Origin of the sequence: Bradyrhizobium sp. CCBAU 51745, assembly GCF_028128715.1 — a bacterium.
GTDB classification, from domain to species: domain Bacteria; phylum Pseudomonadota; class Alphaproteobacteria; order Rhizobiales; family Xanthobacteraceae; genus Bradyrhizobium; species Bradyrhizobium manausense.
The window spans coordinates 199,213-215,392 of the sequence record NZ_LBJP01000004.1; the positions used below are offsets into that span (position 1 = coordinate 199,213).

General features: G+C 63.5%; 23 protein-coding genes. 11 read left to right on the forward strand and 12 right to left on the reverse strand.

Features of this window, described 5'->3' with window-relative positions; all coding sequences use genetic code 11:
- Positions 1-128: 128 nt before the first annotated feature.
- Together XH98_RS06145 and recA are read right to left on the reverse strand one after the other, a co-directional pair.
- On the reverse strand, positions 129-941 hold the full coding sequence (locus tag XH98_RS06145; RefSeq protein WP_271618088.1) for a hypothetical protein: 813 nt from the start codon (positions 939-941) through the stop codon (positions 129-131).
- A 301-nt stretch (positions 942-1,242) separates the two neighbouring features.
- On the reverse strand, positions 1,243-2,331 hold the full coding sequence (gene recA, locus XH98_RS06150; RefSeq protein ID WP_057747344.1) for a recombinase RecA: 1,089 nt from the start codon (positions 2,329-2,331) through the stop codon (positions 1,243-1,245).
- Positions 2,332-2,833: 502 nt separating this feature from the next.
- Here recA and XH98_RS06155 point away from each other — a divergent pair.
- On the forward strand, positions 2,834-3,001 hold the full coding sequence (locus tag XH98_RS06155; protein WP_083514196.1) for a hypothetical protein: 168 nt from the start codon (positions 2,834-2,836) through the stop codon (positions 2,999-3,001).
- A gap of 766 nt (positions 3,002-3,767) precedes the next feature.
- Positions 3,768-3,956, forward strand: a complete 189-nt coding sequence (locus XH98_RS06160; RefSeq protein ID WP_148751438.1) for a hypothetical protein — start codon at positions 3,768-3,770, stop codon at positions 3,954-3,956.
- Between the two features lie 28 nt (positions 3,957-3,984).
- Here XH98_RS06160 and XH98_RS06165 read toward each other — a convergent pair whose 3' ends face one another.
- Positions 3,985-4,239 (reverse strand): hypothetical protein, encoded by a 255-nt coding sequence (locus XH98_RS06165; RefSeq protein WP_271618089.1) that lies wholly within the window; start codon positions 4,237-4,239, stop codon positions 3,985-3,987.
- A 96-nt stretch (positions 4,240-4,335) separates the two neighbouring features.
- Positions 4,336-4,638: a hypothetical protein gene (locus tag XH98_RS06170; RefSeq protein ID WP_271618090.1), complete on the reverse strand. Its 303-nt coding sequence runs from the start codon at positions 4,636-4,638 to the stop codon at positions 4,336-4,338.
- A gap of 346 nt (positions 4,639-4,984) precedes the next feature.
- Between XH98_RS06170 and XH98_RS06175 the strand changes: the two genes are divergently transcribed.
- A complete protein-coding gene (locus XH98_RS06175; protein WP_057747402.1) occupies positions 4,985-5,449 on the forward strand; it encodes a PaaI family thioesterase in 465 nt (154 codons plus the stop codon).
- Positions 5,450-5,584: 135 nt separating this feature from the next.
- On the opposite strand, the gene XH98_RS06180 is transcribed toward XH98_RS06175, so the two are convergent.
- Complete coding sequence (locus XH98_RS06180) at positions 5,585-5,878, reverse strand: HdeA family protein (RefSeq protein WP_220002975.1); 294 nt, start codon at positions 5,876-5,878, stop codon at positions 5,585-5,587.
- 184 nt (positions 5,879-6,062) lie between these two features.
- Between XH98_RS06180 and XH98_RS06185 the strand changes: the two genes are divergently transcribed.
- From XH98_RS06185 to XH98_RS06195, 3 genes are all read left to right on the forward strand, one after another.
- On the forward strand, positions 6,063-6,305 hold the full coding sequence (locus XH98_RS06185; protein WP_271618091.1) for a PilZ domain-containing protein: 243 nt from the start codon (positions 6,063-6,065) through the stop codon (positions 6,303-6,305).
- A gap of 334 nt (positions 6,306-6,639) precedes the next feature.
- Positions 6,640-7,044 (forward strand): hypothetical protein, encoded by a 405-nt coding sequence (locus tag XH98_RS06190; RefSeq protein WP_271597098.1) that lies wholly within the window; start codon positions 6,640-6,642, stop codon positions 7,042-7,044.
- 113 nt (positions 7,045-7,157) lie between these two features.
- Positions 7,158-7,487: a hypothetical protein gene (locus XH98_RS06195; RefSeq protein ID WP_271597099.1), complete on the forward strand. Its 330-nt coding sequence runs from the start codon at positions 7,158-7,160 to the stop codon at positions 7,485-7,487.
- 76 nt (positions 7,488-7,563) lie between these two features.
- Here the strand turns inward: XH98_RS06195 and XH98_RS06200 are convergent, their stop codons facing one another.
- The 3 genes from XH98_RS06200 to XH98_RS06210 are packed head-to-tail and all read right to left on the reverse strand — an operon-like array spanning position 7,564 to position 8,841.
- The gene (locus XH98_RS06200; RefSeq protein ID WP_271597100.1) at positions 7,564-7,920 is read right to left on the reverse strand and encodes a carboxymuconolactone decarboxylase family protein; all 357 of its coding nucleotides are present in this window, start codon (positions 7,918-7,920) and stop codon (positions 7,564-7,566) included.
- Between the two features lie 20 nt (positions 7,921-7,940).
- Positions 7,941-8,408, reverse strand: a complete 468-nt coding sequence (locus XH98_RS06205) for a DUF6691 family protein (RefSeq protein ID WP_271597101.1) — start codon at positions 8,406-8,408, stop codon at positions 7,941-7,943.
- Between the two features lie 4 nt (positions 8,409-8,412).
- The gene (locus XH98_RS06210) at positions 8,413-8,841 is read right to left on the reverse strand and encodes a YeeE/YedE family protein (RefSeq protein WP_271618092.1); all 429 of its coding nucleotides are present in this window, start codon (positions 8,839-8,841) and stop codon (positions 8,413-8,415) included.
- Between the two features lie 101 nt (positions 8,842-8,942).
- Between XH98_RS06210 and XH98_RS06215 the strand changes: the two genes are divergently transcribed.
- The 3 genes from XH98_RS06215 to XH98_RS06225 all read left to right on the forward strand — a co-directional run bounded on the left by XH98_RS06215 (position 8,943) and on the right by XH98_RS06225 (position 12,081).
- A complete protein-coding gene (locus XH98_RS06215; protein WP_271597102.1) occupies positions 8,943-9,263 on the forward strand; it encodes an ArsR/SmtB family transcription factor in 321 nt (106 codons plus the stop codon).
- 33 nt (positions 9,264-9,296) lie between these two features.
- Positions 9,297-10,736 (forward strand): cytochrome c oxidase accessory protein CcoG, encoded by a 1,440-nt coding sequence (ccoG, locus tag XH98_RS06220; RefSeq protein WP_271597103.1) that lies wholly within the window; start codon positions 9,297-9,299, stop codon positions 10,734-10,736.
- Between the two features lie 151 nt (positions 10,737-10,887).
- Positions 10,888-12,081: a GNAT family N-acetyltransferase gene (locus XH98_RS06225; protein ID WP_271618093.1), complete on the forward strand. Its 1,194-nt coding sequence runs from the start codon at positions 10,888-10,890 to the stop codon at positions 12,079-12,081.
- On the opposite strand, the gene XH98_RS06230 is transcribed toward XH98_RS06225, so the two are convergent.
- Both XH98_RS06230 and XH98_RS06235 read right to left on the reverse strand, forming a co-directional pair.
- Positions 12,059-12,724, reverse strand: a complete 666-nt coding sequence (locus XH98_RS06230; RefSeq protein WP_271618094.1) for a DsbA family oxidoreductase — start codon at positions 12,722-12,724, stop codon at positions 12,059-12,061. The two genes, XH98_RS06225 and XH98_RS06230, sit on opposite strands and share 23 nt — an antisense overlap.
- A 77-nt stretch (positions 12,725-12,801) precedes the next feature.
- Entirely contained in the window at positions 12,802-13,623 is an 822-nt protein-coding gene (locus XH98_RS06235) for a helix-turn-helix domain-containing protein (protein WP_271618095.1), read from the reverse strand.
- Between the two features lie 101 nt (positions 13,624-13,724).
- On the opposite strand from XH98_RS06235, the gene XH98_RS06240 reads away from it, so the two are divergent.
- Together XH98_RS06240 and XH98_RS06245 are read left to right on the forward strand one after the other, a co-directional pair.
- On the forward strand, positions 13,725-13,955 hold the full coding sequence (locus XH98_RS06240; RefSeq protein ID WP_271618114.1) for a hypothetical protein: 231 nt from the start codon (positions 13,725-13,727) through the stop codon (positions 13,953-13,955).
- Between the two features lie 34 nt (positions 13,956-13,989).
- Positions 13,990-14,388, forward strand: coding sequence for a hypothetical protein (locus XH98_RS06245; RefSeq protein ID WP_271599966.1), 399 nt, complete (start codon positions 13,990-13,992; stop codon positions 14,386-14,388).
- A gap of 313 nt (positions 14,389-14,701) precedes the next feature.
- On the opposite strand, the gene XH98_RS06250 is transcribed toward XH98_RS06245, so the two are convergent.
- Both XH98_RS06250 and XH98_RS06255 read right to left on the reverse strand, forming a co-directional pair.
- Positions 14,702-15,268, reverse strand: coding sequence for an SET domain-containing protein (locus XH98_RS06250; protein WP_271599965.1), 567 nt, complete (start codon positions 15,266-15,268; stop codon positions 14,702-14,704).
- A gap of 167 nt (positions 15,269-15,435) precedes the next feature.
- Positions 15,436-16,176, reverse strand: a complete 741-nt coding sequence (locus XH98_RS06255; RefSeq protein ID WP_271618096.1) for a TetR/AcrR family transcriptional regulator — start codon at positions 16,174-16,176, stop codon at positions 15,436-15,438.
- Between the last annotated feature and the right edge of the window lie 4 nt (positions 16,177-16,180).

The following is a 16,180-nucleotide window of genomic DNA, read 5'->3' on the forward strand; positions in this document are numbered from 1 at the left end:
CGAGTAAGACGCAACGACGGTCTCGTAGGGTGGCAAAGCGAAGCGTGCCCACCACCTTTGCATGACGTGAAAGATGGTGGGCACGGCGCCAGTGCGCCTTCGCCCACCCTACGGCACTGAATGCGCTTCTAAGGCGCGACCAGCGAACGGGTTTCTCCATTCCACCGCCAAAGCCGTTCGTTGGTCAGAAGCGTACCGCCCCACCAGCGCCTGATCGGGTTGTGACCGCGAAAATCCTCCCGGCCGTCCAGGACAGCCTGACCAAACTCCGTCAACGACAGCCGGCTCCGGCGATAGGCGGCGTTGCGACCTCGCGCATCGCGTTGTGGGAGGGTTGCGAGTTTCGGATCGAGACCCGCAATCGCCGGCATCGGACCGGAGGCTAGCCCTTCAAGCAGCGGGCCCAGCTCCCATTGGTCGAACACACGCGTTTCGAGCAGCCCGTCCGGCTCAAATAGCTCCTTGGTGCGGTTGTGCCCGTTCGCGATCAGTCCGAGCAGTCGCGCTTCCGTCGCGCCAAGTCCGGTGATCGGAGACGGCAATTCCGCCAGTAATTCCTCCATCGCCGGCTTCAGGAAGGGGAGCCCGGGAAAGTCCTGACTGAGCAATCCGAAACAGAGCTCCGGCGTTGGTGACCGGTAGGCCTCCCAGGCGATGCGGGCGGCCTCGAAGTCGAACTCCGTGACATCCAACTGTCGGATGGTGTGATCGCGAAGCCTGGCACTGTGGGCTCCGAGCAAATCGAAATCGACTATTCGCAGCCTGGTACGCTCGGCCGCGTACGACTCGGAACGGAGATAGTCGAGGATCCAGATCAGTTGCAATTGATTGCTCGGGCTGGGATCAAACCACAGCTCGATCTCTTCGACACCGTAGGCTTTGCAGAACCAGACCAGTCCGAGCTCCTTGTGCGCGAGACCGCTCTGGGGCGACCCGCGCAACCAGATCGGACCAACGTACCTCCCGCTCGCCCAAGAAAGAGCCTCTGAAAGAGCCTCCGGTGAGATACTGTTCAAGATGGTGCGACGTAGGCAGTGGTCCGGAGACGAATCGAAAGATCAGCGGGACGACCATGTCGGCGCGATCGGCAAAGGTGAGACCAACGCCGGACGAACTGGTCAGGATCACGCGCTTCACCACACCACCCGATCACTCCAACGCAAAAAGAGACGGGCACTGACGACGTCGGCAACTCAACGTCCTCAGCGCCCGCTCCTCGCGAAAAACTTCTCGCTTTAGGGCTTACTCGTCCGCCGGCTCCTCGCCGTCGGCGTCGCTCTCGGGCGTGCCGGCCAAAATCTGCTCCGAGATCAAGCCGGAGTTCTGGCGGATCGCGGTCTCGATCTTGGCGGTGATGTCCGGGTTGGACTTCAGGAACGCTTTCGAATTCTCGCGGCCCTGGCCGAGGCGCTGGCTGTCATAGGAGAACCAGGCGCCGGACTTTTCGACGATGCCAGCCTTGACGCCGAGATCGAGGATCTCGCCCATCTTGGAGACGCCCTCGCCGTACATGATGTCGAACTCGACCTGCTTGAAGGGCGGCGCCAGCTTGTTCTTCACCACCTTCACACGCGTCGTGTTGCCGACCACTTCGTCGCGCTCCTTGATCGCGCCGATGCGGCGGATGTCGAGGCGGACCGAGGCGTAGAACTTCAGCGCGTTGCCGCCGGTCGTGGTTTCCGGCGAGCCGTACATCACACCGATCTTCATGCGGATCTGGTTGATGAAGATCACCATGGTGTTTGACTTGTTGATCGAGGCCGTCAGCTTGCGCAACGCCTGGCTCATCAACCGCGCTTGAAGACCCGGCAGCGCATCGCCCATCTCGCCTTCGAGCTCGGCCTTCGGCACCAAGGCCGCGACCGAATCGACCACCAGCACATCCACCGCGCCCGAACGCACCAGCGTGTCGCAGATTTCCAGCGCCTGCTCGCCGGTGTCGGGCTGGGAGATCAAGAGCTCGTCGATGTTGACTCCGAGCTTGCGGGCATAGACCGGGTCGAGCGCGTGCTCGGCGTCGATGAAGGCGCAGATGCCGCCCTTCTTCTGGGCTTCTGCCACCGTGTGCAGCGCCAGCGTGGTTTTTCCTGAGGATTCCGGCCCGTAGATCTCGACGATGCGCCCCTTGGGCAGACCGCCGATGCCGAGCGCGATATCGAGCCCGAGCGAGCCTGACGACACTGCCTCGATGTCCATCGAACGGTCGTTCTTGCCGAGCTTCATCACCGAGCCCTTGCCGAACTGACGCTCGATCTGGGAGAGCGCGGCAGCCAGAGCTTTACTCTTGTCCATGGAAGATCCTTCGACGATACGCAGGGCAGTGGTGGACATTGGGTCGTGCTCCTTATGGCGAGGATTCGGGTGCGGGACAAACGATTGACGCGGCGGATCGTCGATAAAAACAATGTACACTATTTGTTCTAGGTTCGCAATATGTTCTTTTCAGATTTGGAGGGGCTGGCCGTATTAGGACAGCGCCAGATTTGGGCTGCCCTCATCCGCCTTGGCGAATGTCGGAATCGAAAGGGGCCACCTCGCGGTGGCCCCTTGCCGGTTGCAATAATTGTTCGGGATCAAATTCCAGCCCCGGCCCACGTATTTCTACCGAGATCGTGGAGGATGTGAAGTCCGTTAAACTGCGGTGTTCCGGCAGGGGAACATCGGATGTCCTTATTTCCCGAAATGAGCTTTCGGCGCTCTTCTGACACATGATGTGTATCAAAGACGGAAGAGCCGTTCTGCCGTCATAATTTCGCAATCCTTCGGCACAGAACTTTTCTGTGGCCGCGGGCGTTTCTTTGAGAACGGCGCTGGCACAGTCGGGGATCGGGTCATGACGGAAGATGCGCACCACGATGCGAACAGGCGCAATCAGCTGCGCGCGGCCGCGCTCGAGGAGATGCTGAAGTTCGAGCGCAGGGAAAGCGAGTTCCGCAAGAAGGACCGCGAGGAGCGCGCCGCCGATCTGCATCTGCCCCTGGACGAGATCAAGGTGCACTAAGGATAAAGGCCACGCGAAACGAGCCGCTGCCTACTGTGCATGGGGTTGTTTTCGTAGCTATGGCGGCGCGTGCCGCTCGGTCCCTACATCAGCGCCAGCAGCACGATGCCGATCACCAACACCACGAAGCCAGCCGCCGTCGCGGCGGCGAATGACCGCTCAACCTTGTCCATGATGCCACCCCGCTGTCGGCGCGCCACGTATCCCCCATGGCTTCGCCGTGCGCGGAAAGTGTCGCCAACGCTTGTGTCTGAAGTTGTGCGCGGAGATGTCTGAATTGGGACGCGACTGCTCCAGCGTCGGTTTGCCCGGTGGACCAACAATGAGCCTCCATGCTCAGTCGCCGATCCGTCCTGTCAGGCTGTCGTAAGCTGAGCGGGCTACGGTCATTTGGCTATGGTGTTGCAGCCCAGCACCTCAGCCTCCAATAACCTTCTACCCGCCCGGCTCTCCCCTGGCGGGTTTTTTTTCGCGCGTGAGCGCATGTCGCGCGCTTCCGTGGTTCTCCTGCCATGAACAGAGTTCCTGGTCGTAAGGCCGATGACCTGGCGGGCGGGTGCGCGGCCGTGAATCGCGGTACCAGCCGCCCATGCAACGCGATCGTCGGCCTCCAGTTTCGGAATCTGATTTCGCATGCTTCGAGCTGCGCGCGCTTTCAGGATTTTCGTGAATTTTCCTCCACTTAACGGCAAATTTCGCTTGTCGGCGGAATATTCTCACGCCCAACATGTTTGCGCACATGGATAGGTGAATCGTGGAGGTGACCATGAATCACAGGGGCGTAGAGTTCACGGTTGCAAAGACGGCGATCCCGGGTGTGTGGCAATGGCAGTTCCGGATCGGCGACGAGACCAAGACAGGTAAGACCGAGACGAAGATCGACCTCTTGGCCATCCGTCGGGTGCAGTTACGTATCGATCGGGAACTGAAGGCGATCGGGCGCAAGACGGCGTGAACCGGCGGGGTTGACCGAAACCGGACGACTAGTCCGCGCTGGGCAACCGCCGCATGGTGAATTCGATGTCGCCGCCGGGCAATTCGCGCCAGGTTTCGACCTCGCTCATGTAATCGGCTTTCGGATAGCGCGCGAAAAAGGCCTGCGCCCTTGCTCTTGCCGCGGCGCGCGGCAGGGTGAAGCTCTCGCGCAGATAGCCGTCGCCGGCCGGTTCGCTCGCTCTGGCGGCCGGTTTGCGCCGGCGCGCCATCCGCTCGGCGAGGTCCCGCGGACGATCCGCCATGTCCTGCCTCCTCAACGCAACACTGCGAAGGATGTAGGATCGCTACCCGGCAAAGGCGAGTCCCGCCGGAGGCGCCAACCGCCTCCGGGAGCGCGGTCAGTTGGCGGCCGTCCCGGCCTTGGGCTTCTTGGGCGCGCTGGTGACGGCCGAGGTCTTCGGCGCGGGCTGCTTCGGCGGGTCGGCGCGCATCCCGCCCCAGGGATCGTTGGACGCCTTGGCATCCGGAATCTTCTTCAGCGTTTCCTTGTAGGCCTTCTCGCGCGCAGCATCCGCGGCCTTCTCATCATCGGTCTTGGGCGGGCCATCAGCCATCAGATTGATATGGGGTGCCGCCCCATCCTGCGCGAAGGCCGGTCCAGCCACCAGCGCCAGCACCGCCGCCATACGGAAAAGCTTCATCACTCACTCCTTGATCGTGGACGGAGGGCGGATACCACACCCTGCCCCTCTGCGCAGCGCCGGGCGCCGCTTCAGCCCGCTAGAGCCGATCCGACCTGCACGATTTCGGCTCATGGAGCCAGTCGTCCCAAATCGGACCGCATTTGGTGCAGCCGTTCAGCGCCAGGCCGAGCGCGGCCAAGCAAAATATCAGGACACATCGACGCAACATCGTCCACCCGCTCCCAAGCATGGCATCATATCGGGCGAAGTCAGGCATTTTCAAGCCGACCGCAGCAGTGACGTCACCGCGCCCAGGCGCGCAGTGTGGCCGAAACATCGGGCAACACAGGAGGGAACGACCGCAATGCCATCACAGCCAGAAGCCGAGTTCGGCATCGCCGAGGCCAGACGCATCCTCGGCGAGGTCTTTGCGCCCTGGGTCCAGGATCTCAACCTCTCCGTCGAGCGCATCGAGCACACGCCGCCGGCCGATGTGCCGGACTGGCAGCCTGGCGCGCTGCTCCGCATGCCGTTCTCGGAGAAGCTATGCCGCAACGGCGGCGTTGTCTGCGGCCAGGCCTTGATGGCGCTGGCCGACACCGCGATGGTGATCGCGAACCTCGCCGCCAACAAGGGCTATCGTCCGATGACGACGGTGGACCAGACCACGCATTTCATGCGCGCGGTCGCCTCGTCGGATGTGCTGGCGGATGCGCGCGTGGTGCGACTGGGACGCACCATGAGCTTCGGTCGCGTCACCCTGCTCTCCGCCAGCGACAACAAGCAGGTCGCGATGGTGTCGAGCGCGTTCGCGATGCTGCCGGGCTGAGCATCATCCGAAACGAAGAGAGCCGCGTGCGCGCAAGGCGCACCGCGGCTCTCGGTGCCAATGATATCGAAGCGAGAGGCGAGGCGCGATCGCAATCACGCCTCGGCCCGCTCGCTTCAAGAATTACTTCAAGGATTACTTGCCGAGAATTTCGTCGGCCGCGGTGACGACGCTGACGGTCGGATTCTTTCCGCAATAGGCTCCGAACTTCTTGGCGTTTTCGATGAAGACCTCGGTGTCGATGATCGCGTTGTCCTCATCGCCCTTGTACCAGCCGTCCATCCAGGTCAGCACGACGGCGATGTTGTCCTCGCCGCTCTCGAGGAACTGCTTGCAGGTCATGGTCGAGAGGTCCCACTTGACGGCGTGGGCGGGCATCGATGTCAAAGAGAGCGCTGCGGCGAACAAAAGGGAAAGCTTAGTCTTCATTCGGAATCTCCATGGGCGCGTAACGCCATAAAGGAAAGGCTTGCGGGATAAACACGGCGGAGTAACTCGCCGCCTCAACGTCGTAAACGAAATCTTAAGCGCCGTGCAAGTAGCGCCAGTATTGAGTTTAGATCAACGCAATTTCTATGCGCTATTTCACAATCGTCACTATGGACCAACGCGGATGATCGAGAAGCGTGCAACGCAACGTCATCGGGTTTTCAAGGGTGGTACGGTCACCTTTGAAGGCAGCGGCGTGGCTTGCACGGTGCGCAACATCTCGGACCGCGGTGCCGCGATCGACCTTGAAAATCCTGTTTTATTGCCGCCCTCGTTCACGCTGTCGATTTCATGCGACAATTTCGTGCGGCATTGCCGCGCGGTGTGGCGAAACGACAGGCGTGTCGGCCTCGCCTTCGTGCAATAGCGCGCACGATGTGAATGACGGTTCGCACGACCCGCACGCAAGCATCAATTTGTGATCCGGACTTCGCCGGGCCATTGCAGCGGCATCGAGCGCGATCACCTGGTTGAAGGGCGAGGCCTGAACCGCCGGGGTCGCTACCCCAGCTTGGGCCTTTCGTCGGCCTTTTGGGCGTGTTGTCCGCCTCGTTCGAATGGCGCTGGCCGCCGCCCATCTGCGCCTGCGACGAATCATAGCTAACGCGGCGCACCCCAGCCCTTCAGCAAATGTTGATCGGGCAGGACTTCGTTCCGTTCGAATTCGCGCCTATCTGTTGGCCCGCGGGGGACCTTCACGAATGTTGCGGATTGTTGCTCATGTGGCGCTGCTTGCCTGCGTGCTCGCGCTCGGTGCGTGCGGCTTTGCCGACAGCCGCGCGCCGGTGCCCGAGTTCATGCGCATCAAGGAGGCCGAACAGCCGCCGCCCGAGCCGCCGCCGGATGTCAAGCGCGTGGTCCGCGAGCAGATTGACGTGGTCTTTCTCAACACATCCTATCCGCGCGAGGTACAGGTCGCCCTGCCCCATCACGAGGTCCGCGGATCGGGCTGGACGGCCTGCGTCCGCGCGAACCTCACTGCCGCCACCGGCTCCGCACTGGGCACCCAGACCTACATCGTCACGATATCGGGCGGGAAGATCATCGACCGGCGGCGCGCGGAGGCAGATGATATCTGCGGGTCGGAAGCCTACCAGCCGATCTAGCGAAACCTCACGCCGCACGGCAATCCGGTTCCGGGAAAAACCTGAAATTCCACCGGAACGATCGCGGCGTCTCATTCTTGTTACCGCCGAGGGCAGTTTCGGAGGAGGACAGGATGAGGATGTTCACGATTGCACTGCTGGCCGGTGTCGGCGCTCTGGCGGCGGGGAGCGGCGCGAAGGCTGCGGATATCTACACGACCAGCGAATACACCAGCCCCGATCTCATTCAGGAGGTCCGGCTCGTCTGCGATGACGCCGGCAATTGCTACCGCACCCATGGCGGCGCACGCGTGATCGTGCGCGACTCCTACGCCCGCATGCCGCGTGAACGCTATTACGAGCGCCGCACCTACCGTGATTGGGATGACGGCCCGCGCGCCGGCGTCGGCATTCGCGCGCCCGGTGTCAGCGTGGGCGTCGGAGTCGGCGACGACCGCTGGTAAGCAGCACAATAGGACTGGACGGGACCGGGCGAACAACTTCGCCCGGTCTGTTCGCTCGACGTGACGCCGGATCGGATCAGGCAGCGACCATCTGCTGCTGAAACTGTTCATATGCCGCGATTGCATCCGCCGCATACATCAGCGATGGCCCGCCGCCCATATAGACGGCCATGCCAAGCGCTTCCTCGATCTCTTCGCGTGTCGCAGCGAGCTTAACCAGCGCTTCGGCGTGAAAGCCGATGCAGCCGTCGCAATGGGCGGCAACGCCGAGCGCGAGCGCAATCAGTTCCTTGGTCTTCTTGTCCAGCGCGCCGTCACGCGTGGCCGCCTGGGCGAGCGCGGCAAATCCCTTCATCGTGTCGGGAATGTCGTTGCGGAGCTTCTTCATATTGGCGGAGATCTGCCGGATGATCGCGGGATAGTCCTTGTCCATGACGCTACTCTCTGTTGATTTCAGGTTTCGAGCGGATCGGCTGGCGTGGCGTAGCGCGTCAGCGACGGCAAATGAGCGATGAAGCGGGCGAGCACCATGCCGGCACACATCGCCGCGACGAAGATGAAGGCAGACGCCGAGCCGAAACCGAGCGCGGTCAGCGCCGGCCCGGGGCAGAAGCCTGCCATTCCCCAGCCAATGCCGAAGATGGCGGGACCTGCGACAATTCTGGGATCGATATCGGTCCGCGTCGGCACATAGAAGCGAGCGGCAAAAAACGGCCGCGCACGCTTCAGGACGCGATTGAATCCGACGAAGGTCACTGCGACCGCACCGGCCATCACGAACGCGAGGCTCGCGTCCCACGTCCCCGCGGGAATCCCGCCGACGTCCAAAAAGTTCAAGACCTTTGCCGGGTTCGCCATGCCGGACACGATGAGACCAAGCCCGAAGACGAGGCCGATCGCGAATTGAACGAGAATGGCCATCGTCTCAGCTCCAGTGCCGGATCACGAAAACAGTGGCCATGCCGGCCGCCATGAAGGTCGCGGTCGCCACCAGCGAGCGCACCGAGAGTCGCGACAGGCCGCAGACACCATGGCCGGACGTGCAGCCGCTGCCCCACACCGATCCGAAGCCGGTCAGCAGCCCCGCAACGATCAGCGCCGGCACCCCCGCGGCGATCGTTTGCTCCGGCAGACTTCCGGTCACGAGCCGCACCACCAAGGGTGCAGCAATGAGGCCGGCAACGAAGGCCAACCGGCCGGCGAACTCACGGTCTTCGTAGGGCGGGAACAACCGCGCCGCGATGCCGCTGACGCCGGCGATCCGTCCCGTCGCCCACATCAAGAGCACGGCGGACAGACCGACCAGCGCGCCGCCCAGCAGCGAGGCGACCGGCGTGAAATGGGTGACGCTCATTTTGATCCTCCGGAATCGGTGTGAGCCCTATGGCATGGGCACAGGATATCTCTTAATTCCGTTGCTTCTTATTTTCGAATATACTAATATATAGCGCAGCCATGGCACGCAAGCCCCGAAATCAGGAATTGGTCGCTCTGGAGGCGAAGGCTGACGAGGCCTCCCGCCTCCTCACCGCCATGGGCAATCCGAAGCGGCTCCTGGTTCTTTGCAACATGCTGGACGGCGAGAAATCCGTCGGTGAGCTCGCCGACATCGCCGGCCTTTCCTCGGCGGCACTATCCCAACATCTCGGAAAGATGCGCGCTTTGAGCCTGGTCAAAACCAGGCGGGAGGGACAGACGATATATTACAGCCTTGCGAGCCGGGAAGCACGCCTGGTGCTGGAGACATTGTACCGCCTCTTCTGCGCACCGGACTGAGGCGTTTCGCAAACGCGACGCGGGGAGCCTGCCATGACTGACGATACCTTCATCGAAGGGCCTCTCTACGAAAAGCGCAAGAAGGTCTATCCGCAATCGGTGCACGGCCCGTTCCGCCGCATCAAATGGGCGATCCTCTGCGTCACGCTCGGAACCTACTACTTGCTACCGTTCGTGCGCTGGAATCGCGGGTCCGGCCTGCCTGACCAGGCCGTGCTGATCGACCTTCCGCATCGCCGCTTCTATTTCTTCTTCATCGAGCTGTGGCCGCAGGAGGTCTATTATTTCACCGGTCTCCTCATCATCGCGGCAATGACGCTGTTCCTGATGAATGCCCTCGCCGGCCGGCTGTGGTGCGGCTACATGTGCCCGCAGACGGTGTGGACCGACCTGTTCTACGCCGTCGAGCGCTGGGTCGAGGGCGACCGGCGCGAGCGCATGCAAGGTGACAAGCGCTACTGGTCGCTCGCTCACATCCGCAAGGTCGCGCTGAAGCACTTTCTCTGGATCATGATCGCCTGGTGGACTGGCGGCGCCTGGGTTCTGTATTTCGCCGACGCTCCGACGCTGGTGAAGGATCTCGCCACCTTCCAGGCCCCGGTCGTCGCCTATCTCTGGATCGGCATCCTGACCGCAACGACCTACCTCTTCGCCGGGCATGCCCGCGAGCAGGTCTGCATCTATATGTGCCCATGGCCGCGCATCCAGGCGGCGCTGACCGACGAGTGGGCCCTCAACGTCACCTATCGTCGCGACCGCGGCGAACCGCGCATGTCAGTGAAGAAGGCCGAAGCCGCTCGCGCCCATGGCGATCTCGCCGGTGACTGTGTCGACTGCCACCAATGCATCAATGTCTGCCCCACCGGAGTCGATATCCGCCACGGCATCCAGCTCGGCTGCATTCAGTGCGGCCTGTGCATCGACGCCTGCGATAACGTCATGCGCGAGATTGGCCGGCCTACAGGCCTGATCGGCTACGACACCGACATCAACATGCAGCGCCGCCGCGACGGCAAGGCGCCGATCTACCGCTTGATCCGCGCGCGCACGCTGATCTATGCCGCGGCCATCGCCGTCGTGGGGAGCGTCATGCTTTATACCCTCGCCACGCGCGCAACGATGGACGTCAACGTGCTGCATGAGCGCAATCCGCTGTTCGTTCAGCTCTCGGATGGCGGCGTGCGCAACGACTACACCGTGCGCATCCTCAACAAGGGCGCAGCGCGATCGTTCGCACTCGAGGTTTCGGGTTTGCCGGGCGCGACCGTTCGCGTCGCCGGCATCGCAGCCGGCCCCGACGACAAGCCGGTCATCGAGGTCGGGCAGGATCAGACCCGCGAGATCCGCCTGTCGGTGCAGGTCAACCCGGCCCACCTACCGCAGACGTCGCGCGACATCGATATCGCCATTACGGACACCGCCGATGGCGGCCGCGCAAGCGCTCGCGATCACTTCATACCCCGCGACCAGTGACACCGACGCCCTCGGCGCGCCCCTCGATGGTGAATGAGACGTTAACAATACCGCTCAGATTGAACGCGTTTCCCAACGGTATTTTCCAATCTTTGCGCTAAGCATGACCTCTAACGCCGGCTGATGTCGGCGTAAACGGGGACGACGGGACGTGGTCGACATCGCGCACCAGGCTGCGATCAATCCGGCATCGCCAGAGGATGCAACGGCTGCGCTCGTCCCGCTCACAGCCATCGAGCCCGGCCAGTGGCGCGCGCTGGCGCAGCGGGCGGTCGAGCCGAACGGCTATTATTTGCCCGCTTGGGAGCTCGCCGTCAGCGCGACCGCGCGCGGCCGTATCGGTGCCTCGGCCCTGTCCGTACGCGCCGGCGCCTCGAGGCGACTGATCGGCTTGATGCCGGTGGTCTCGCTCTGGCGGGCCTGCAAGATCCCCCTGCCCGCACTGGTAAGCGCGCATCCCTATGGCACGCTGTGCAGTCCGCTGATCGACCGCGACGTCTCGGCCGAGGCCGCGACAGGCCTGCTGCAGCGGGCACGCGAAGCTGGTGCGCATGCGCTGGTTCTGCGCGACGTTGCGCTTGACGGCGCCGCGATGGGCGCGATCAAGGAAGCGCTTGGCCGGGCCGGCCTGAAGCCGCGCGTGCTCGGCTCCCATGTCCGTGCCAGTCTCGATGCAACACAGGATGGCGACAGGCTGTTGCACGCGGCGCTCGGTGCCAAGAGGCTCAAGGAGCTGCGCCGGCAGCGTCGTCGCCTGGCCGAACATGGCGCGATCAGCTTCGACGTCGCGCGCAAGGTCGAGGAGATCGGGCCCGCGCTCGAAATTTTCCTGCAACTCGAGGCCAGCGGCTGGAAGGGCAAGCGCGGCACCGCGCTGCTTCAGGACACGGGCGATGCGGCCTTCATCCGCCGCGCCGTCCCTGCGCTTGCCGAGACCGCGCAATGCGAGATCGTCAGCTTGCGCGCCGGGACAATTCCGGTGGCGGCCGGCATCGTGCTGCGCCACCAGGACCGCGCCTTCTTCTTCAAGCTCGGCATCGACGAGCGCTTCGCAAAATATTCGCCGGGCGTGCAGCTCACGCTCGATCTGACTCGTCATCTCTGCGCAGATCCGACCATCGCAAGCGCGGATTCGACCGCGAGCGCCGACCATCCCATGATCAACCCGATCTGGCGCGACCGCCTTGCGATTGGCGACGTGCTGATCCCGCTGCGACGACATGGTCCGATGGTGGCGCTCATTCATGCGGCGCTCAGCACACGCGGCTATGCGCGCGAGGCCGCGCGCCGCGCGGTCCATCTGCTCCGCAACCGAGCCGACGCTACTCCGCCGCCTGCGCGTTGATCTCCGCCGACACCTGGCGAATGGCGCGGGCGAGCAGGTTCGGATCCTGCGCGCCGGAAACGGCGTATTTCTGCGCGAAGACATAGGTCGGCACACCGGAGATGCCCTTGTCGGCGGCCTCCTGCGCATCGGCCGAGACCCGCGCGAGGTCCTCGTCGGTGGCAAGGCGCTTGCGCACATCGTCGGCATCGAGGCCGACATCGGCGGCCGCCTGGATCAGGACGTTCACATCGGTGAGATCGCCGCCATCGCGGAAATACAGCTCCATCAGCCGCTGCTTCATTTCCGGCGCTTTGCCGATCGCCTCGGCCCACAGGATCAGGCGATGGCAATCGGTCGTGTTGGGCTGACGTGCGACCAGCTCGGGCTTGTAGACGAGGCCCTCTTCGCTTGCCGCAGCGACGACGCGCCCCGCTATGCCCTTATAGGCCTCGACCGAGCCGAATTTGGTGGTGAGATAATCCTCGCGGCTGATGCCCTCGCGCGGCACCCAGGGATTGAGAAAGAACGGACGGAAGTTCAGCTTGACCGGAACGTCGGGCACAAGCGCGAGCGCGCTCTCGATCCGGTGCTTGCCGATATAGCACCAGGGGCACACCACGTCGGAGACGACATCGATCTGGAGCGGTTTGAGGGTGCTCATGAGCGCCTCCTTGGGCGGTGCGGGTTTGCTCCAAGATAAGCCGAACCCGCCCCGAGGCAAGGGTCACGCATGAGGCGCTAGGTCATGGCCGCGGCCATCTGCCTGAGCCGCTCCGCGGTGCGCTCGTCTGCCGGGAAGAACGTCTCCAGCGCCAGCTCCGACAGGGTAATGTCGACGGGCGTACCGAACACCATGGTGGTGGAGAAGAAACTTAGTATCTCTCCATTCTGGCGCAGCTTGAAGGGAATGGCGACATTGTCGCCGGACAGCGGCCCCGAGCGCGCCGGGATGGGATAGCTCTTGAGGTCGTGATAGAGCTTGATGAGCTCGGGATCGGCCGTCGTCTCACATTGCCGGTGCAAACGCTCGAGCAGATGCGCGCACCATTCCGCGAGATTGACCGTGCGTGGCGCCAGTCCCTCGGGATGAAAGGCGAGCCGGAGCACGTTGAGAGGCTGCGCCAGCAGCCGCTCCGGAACGCCGGCGAGCAGCGGCGCCACCATGCGGTTGGCGGAAACCAGGTTCCAGTGCCGGTCATAGGCCAGCGCCGGATTTGGCTCGTGCGCCTTCAGGACGAGGTCGATCGCCTGGCGGGCTGATTTCAAGGCGGGATCCTCCAGCGAGCGCTGCGGAAAAGCCGGCGCAAAGCCTGCGGCGACCAGCAGCACGTTACGTTCGCGCAAGGGCACATCGAGGCGCTCGGCGAGTCGCAGCACCATGTCGCGCGAGGGCGCGGCGCGGCCGGTTTCGACGAAGCTCAGATGCCGCGCCGAAATCTCCGCCTCGCTGGCGAGGTCGAGCTGGCTCATGCGGCGGCGCTGCCGCCATTCGCGCAAATGATCACCGATATGGATCGGCTGGCTGGATTCGGCGCGTGCCGTGGATGCATGTGCGTTCATGGCCCAAAACCTACCATGCGTATTTCACCCGTTCCATTACCCGCGAGGTAATCGAATTGGGCCCCCGGCCAGCTCATCTTCCCGAGCACAGGAGAATGACCATGATCGCGCTGCTGCTCTACCGCACCCTTGCAGACCACCTTCTTCCCTGGGCCATGACGCTCGCGACCCGGATGCTGGCGCGCAGCCTCAACATGCCGGAGCCGCTGGTGCATTCGACCGGCGACTATGTCGTCGCACATGTCACGGCCTTCGAGCACAGCGTCGGCACGAGCCTCTGCCCGTCCCGCCTCGCCCGCCTGCTCCGCGCCTGGTGGCGCTGCAGGCATTGAGTTCCCCAAGCCACCCCAACCTAGGAGACTTCTGATGATCGACGCATCCACCTTCCTGCGCCGCGCCCTGCTCGCCGACGCCGTCTTCAGCGGCGTCGCCGCACTCGGCTTCACTTTTGGTGCAGGTGCATTTGCCACCCTGTTCAACCTACCCGAGGCGCTGCTGCGCGAAACCGGTCTGTTCCTGATCGCCTACACCGCGCTTGTCGGCTGGCTCGCCTCGCGCACAGCGGTCCTGAGGCCGCTGGTGTTGCTGGTCGTGGTCGGCAACGCCGCCTGGACAGTCGGCAGCATCGCGCTCTTGTTCTCGGGCGCGGTGTCGCCGAACCTTCTCGGCGAACTCATGGTCGTGGCGCAGGCGATCGCGACCGGCGTGTTCGCCGAGCTGCAATATCTGGGGCTGCGCAAGAGCGGCGGTGCAGTGGCGGCGTGAAGCGCTCGTGTCCCGCACGCGCTGCAACGTGCGATGCCGTAGGGTGGGCAAAGGCGCAAGGCGCCGTGCCCACCACTCCGGTTGTCGTGGGCACGCTTCGCTTTGCCCACCCTACGATATCCGCGCGTGTGGCAAGCTGTTCCCCGCCGTACGTCGTGACGATCGGGAAACGCCCTTGAAGGCGCGGCTCGACAGGGTGTTTTGCCCGACGGGCTGGCAGCTCACGTAAATGTCCTGGCCACTGCGGATGGAGCAGTTGCAGCCTGAGGACCAATCAGGGGAACTGATGTGAGAGCCAGCCGCCCGGCGGTAACTACGCCTTCGCGCGGCCGACCTTGCCGGCAAAATGCTTGCCGTTCAGCTTCTTCTTTTTCGCCGCGCTGGTTTTTGCACCCGCCTTCTGCGCCTTGCGCTCCACGCGCGCCTTCACCTTGGCGCGTTCGGCCCGGGCTTCGGCGCGCTGCTTCTTGCGCTTGTTTTCGCAGGACGGGCACTTGCAGCCGATCGGCTTCAAATAGGCTTTGAAATAATCGGTGCCGTAATCGTAATTGATCTCGTCGCCCGGCTCGATGTTCTTGATGGCGCGGATGTACACTTTCCGCTCGCGCGGGCGCACGTCGGATTCGGCGTTGGGCCGGCAGGAATGGTTGATATAGCGCGCGAGGTTCTTGCGCACCGAGCCGTCGATGGTCCAGCGGTTGTTGAGCTCGAACAGATATTTGTTCTCGATCTCGTCGTGCTCAGGGATGCGGGAGTCCAGGATCGGACCGAAATAACGGATGATCCTTGTGCCCTTCTTGATCGGCATGGTGGCGAAGAGGCCAAGTCCGGTCTTGGAACGGCCGACGCGATAGGCTTTGCGGGGAGCGATGACTGGCATGATCAGGTGTCAAGAGGACGCGGACGAGGCTGCTTGAGCCCGAGCGAAGCCGCTCTTCTAGAACGATTCCGCCCCGCTGTCAGGCCTATCCCTGTATCGTTTGATGCTTGCCCACAGTGAACAATGTGCAGCGCCGCGAGTTCCGTGGCATCGAACGTTTCGCTCGATCAGGTGCCTGAGGGCATCCTGGCAGCCACCGTCGACTTCAGGATCGCTTCCAGAAGCTGCTCTGCCGTGGTGCCTGCGGGCAGCCGCTCCAGGATATCCTCGAGCCGCCCGTCCAGCAGCAGCATAGTGAAGCCATGCACCATCGACCAGGCCCGCGCGATCGCGGCACCCTGCTCGATAGTCAGGGCGTTGCCGCTGATCGGCTCCTGCCGCATCGCGCTGATGGCATTGGCAAGCCCGGCAAACGAGGATTCCGCAGCCTCGTGCAACGAGGGCCTCGAATAGTCGAGCCGCTCGGTGCGGAACATCAACCCGTACATGCCGGGATGCGCCTGGGCATAGGCAACATAGGCTTTTGGCCGCGCCAGGGCCCGCTCCAGCGGCGAGGTGGCCGTATCGCAAGCCGAGGCCATCGCTGCATTGAACTGGCGAAAGCCGATCGCCGCGAGCTCGCTGACGAGGCCGGTGAGATCTCCGAAATGATGGGTCGGCGCGGCATGCGAGACGCCCGCCTCGCGCGCCACCGCGCGCAGCGTCAGGCCGGCGAGCCCATCGCGCTCCAGCACCCGTTCGGCCGCCTGCAGCAGTGCCTCGCGCAAGGCGCCATGATGATACGGCGTCTCGGTCTTCGCTGCTGCCGGGCGGCGCGCGGCACGAGATGCCTGTGATGTCCTTTTGGGGCTGCGCGGCCTACGTGCCGTTCCGCCCTTGGTGTCGCCCCTGGTGTCGCTCTTGGCCATTTGC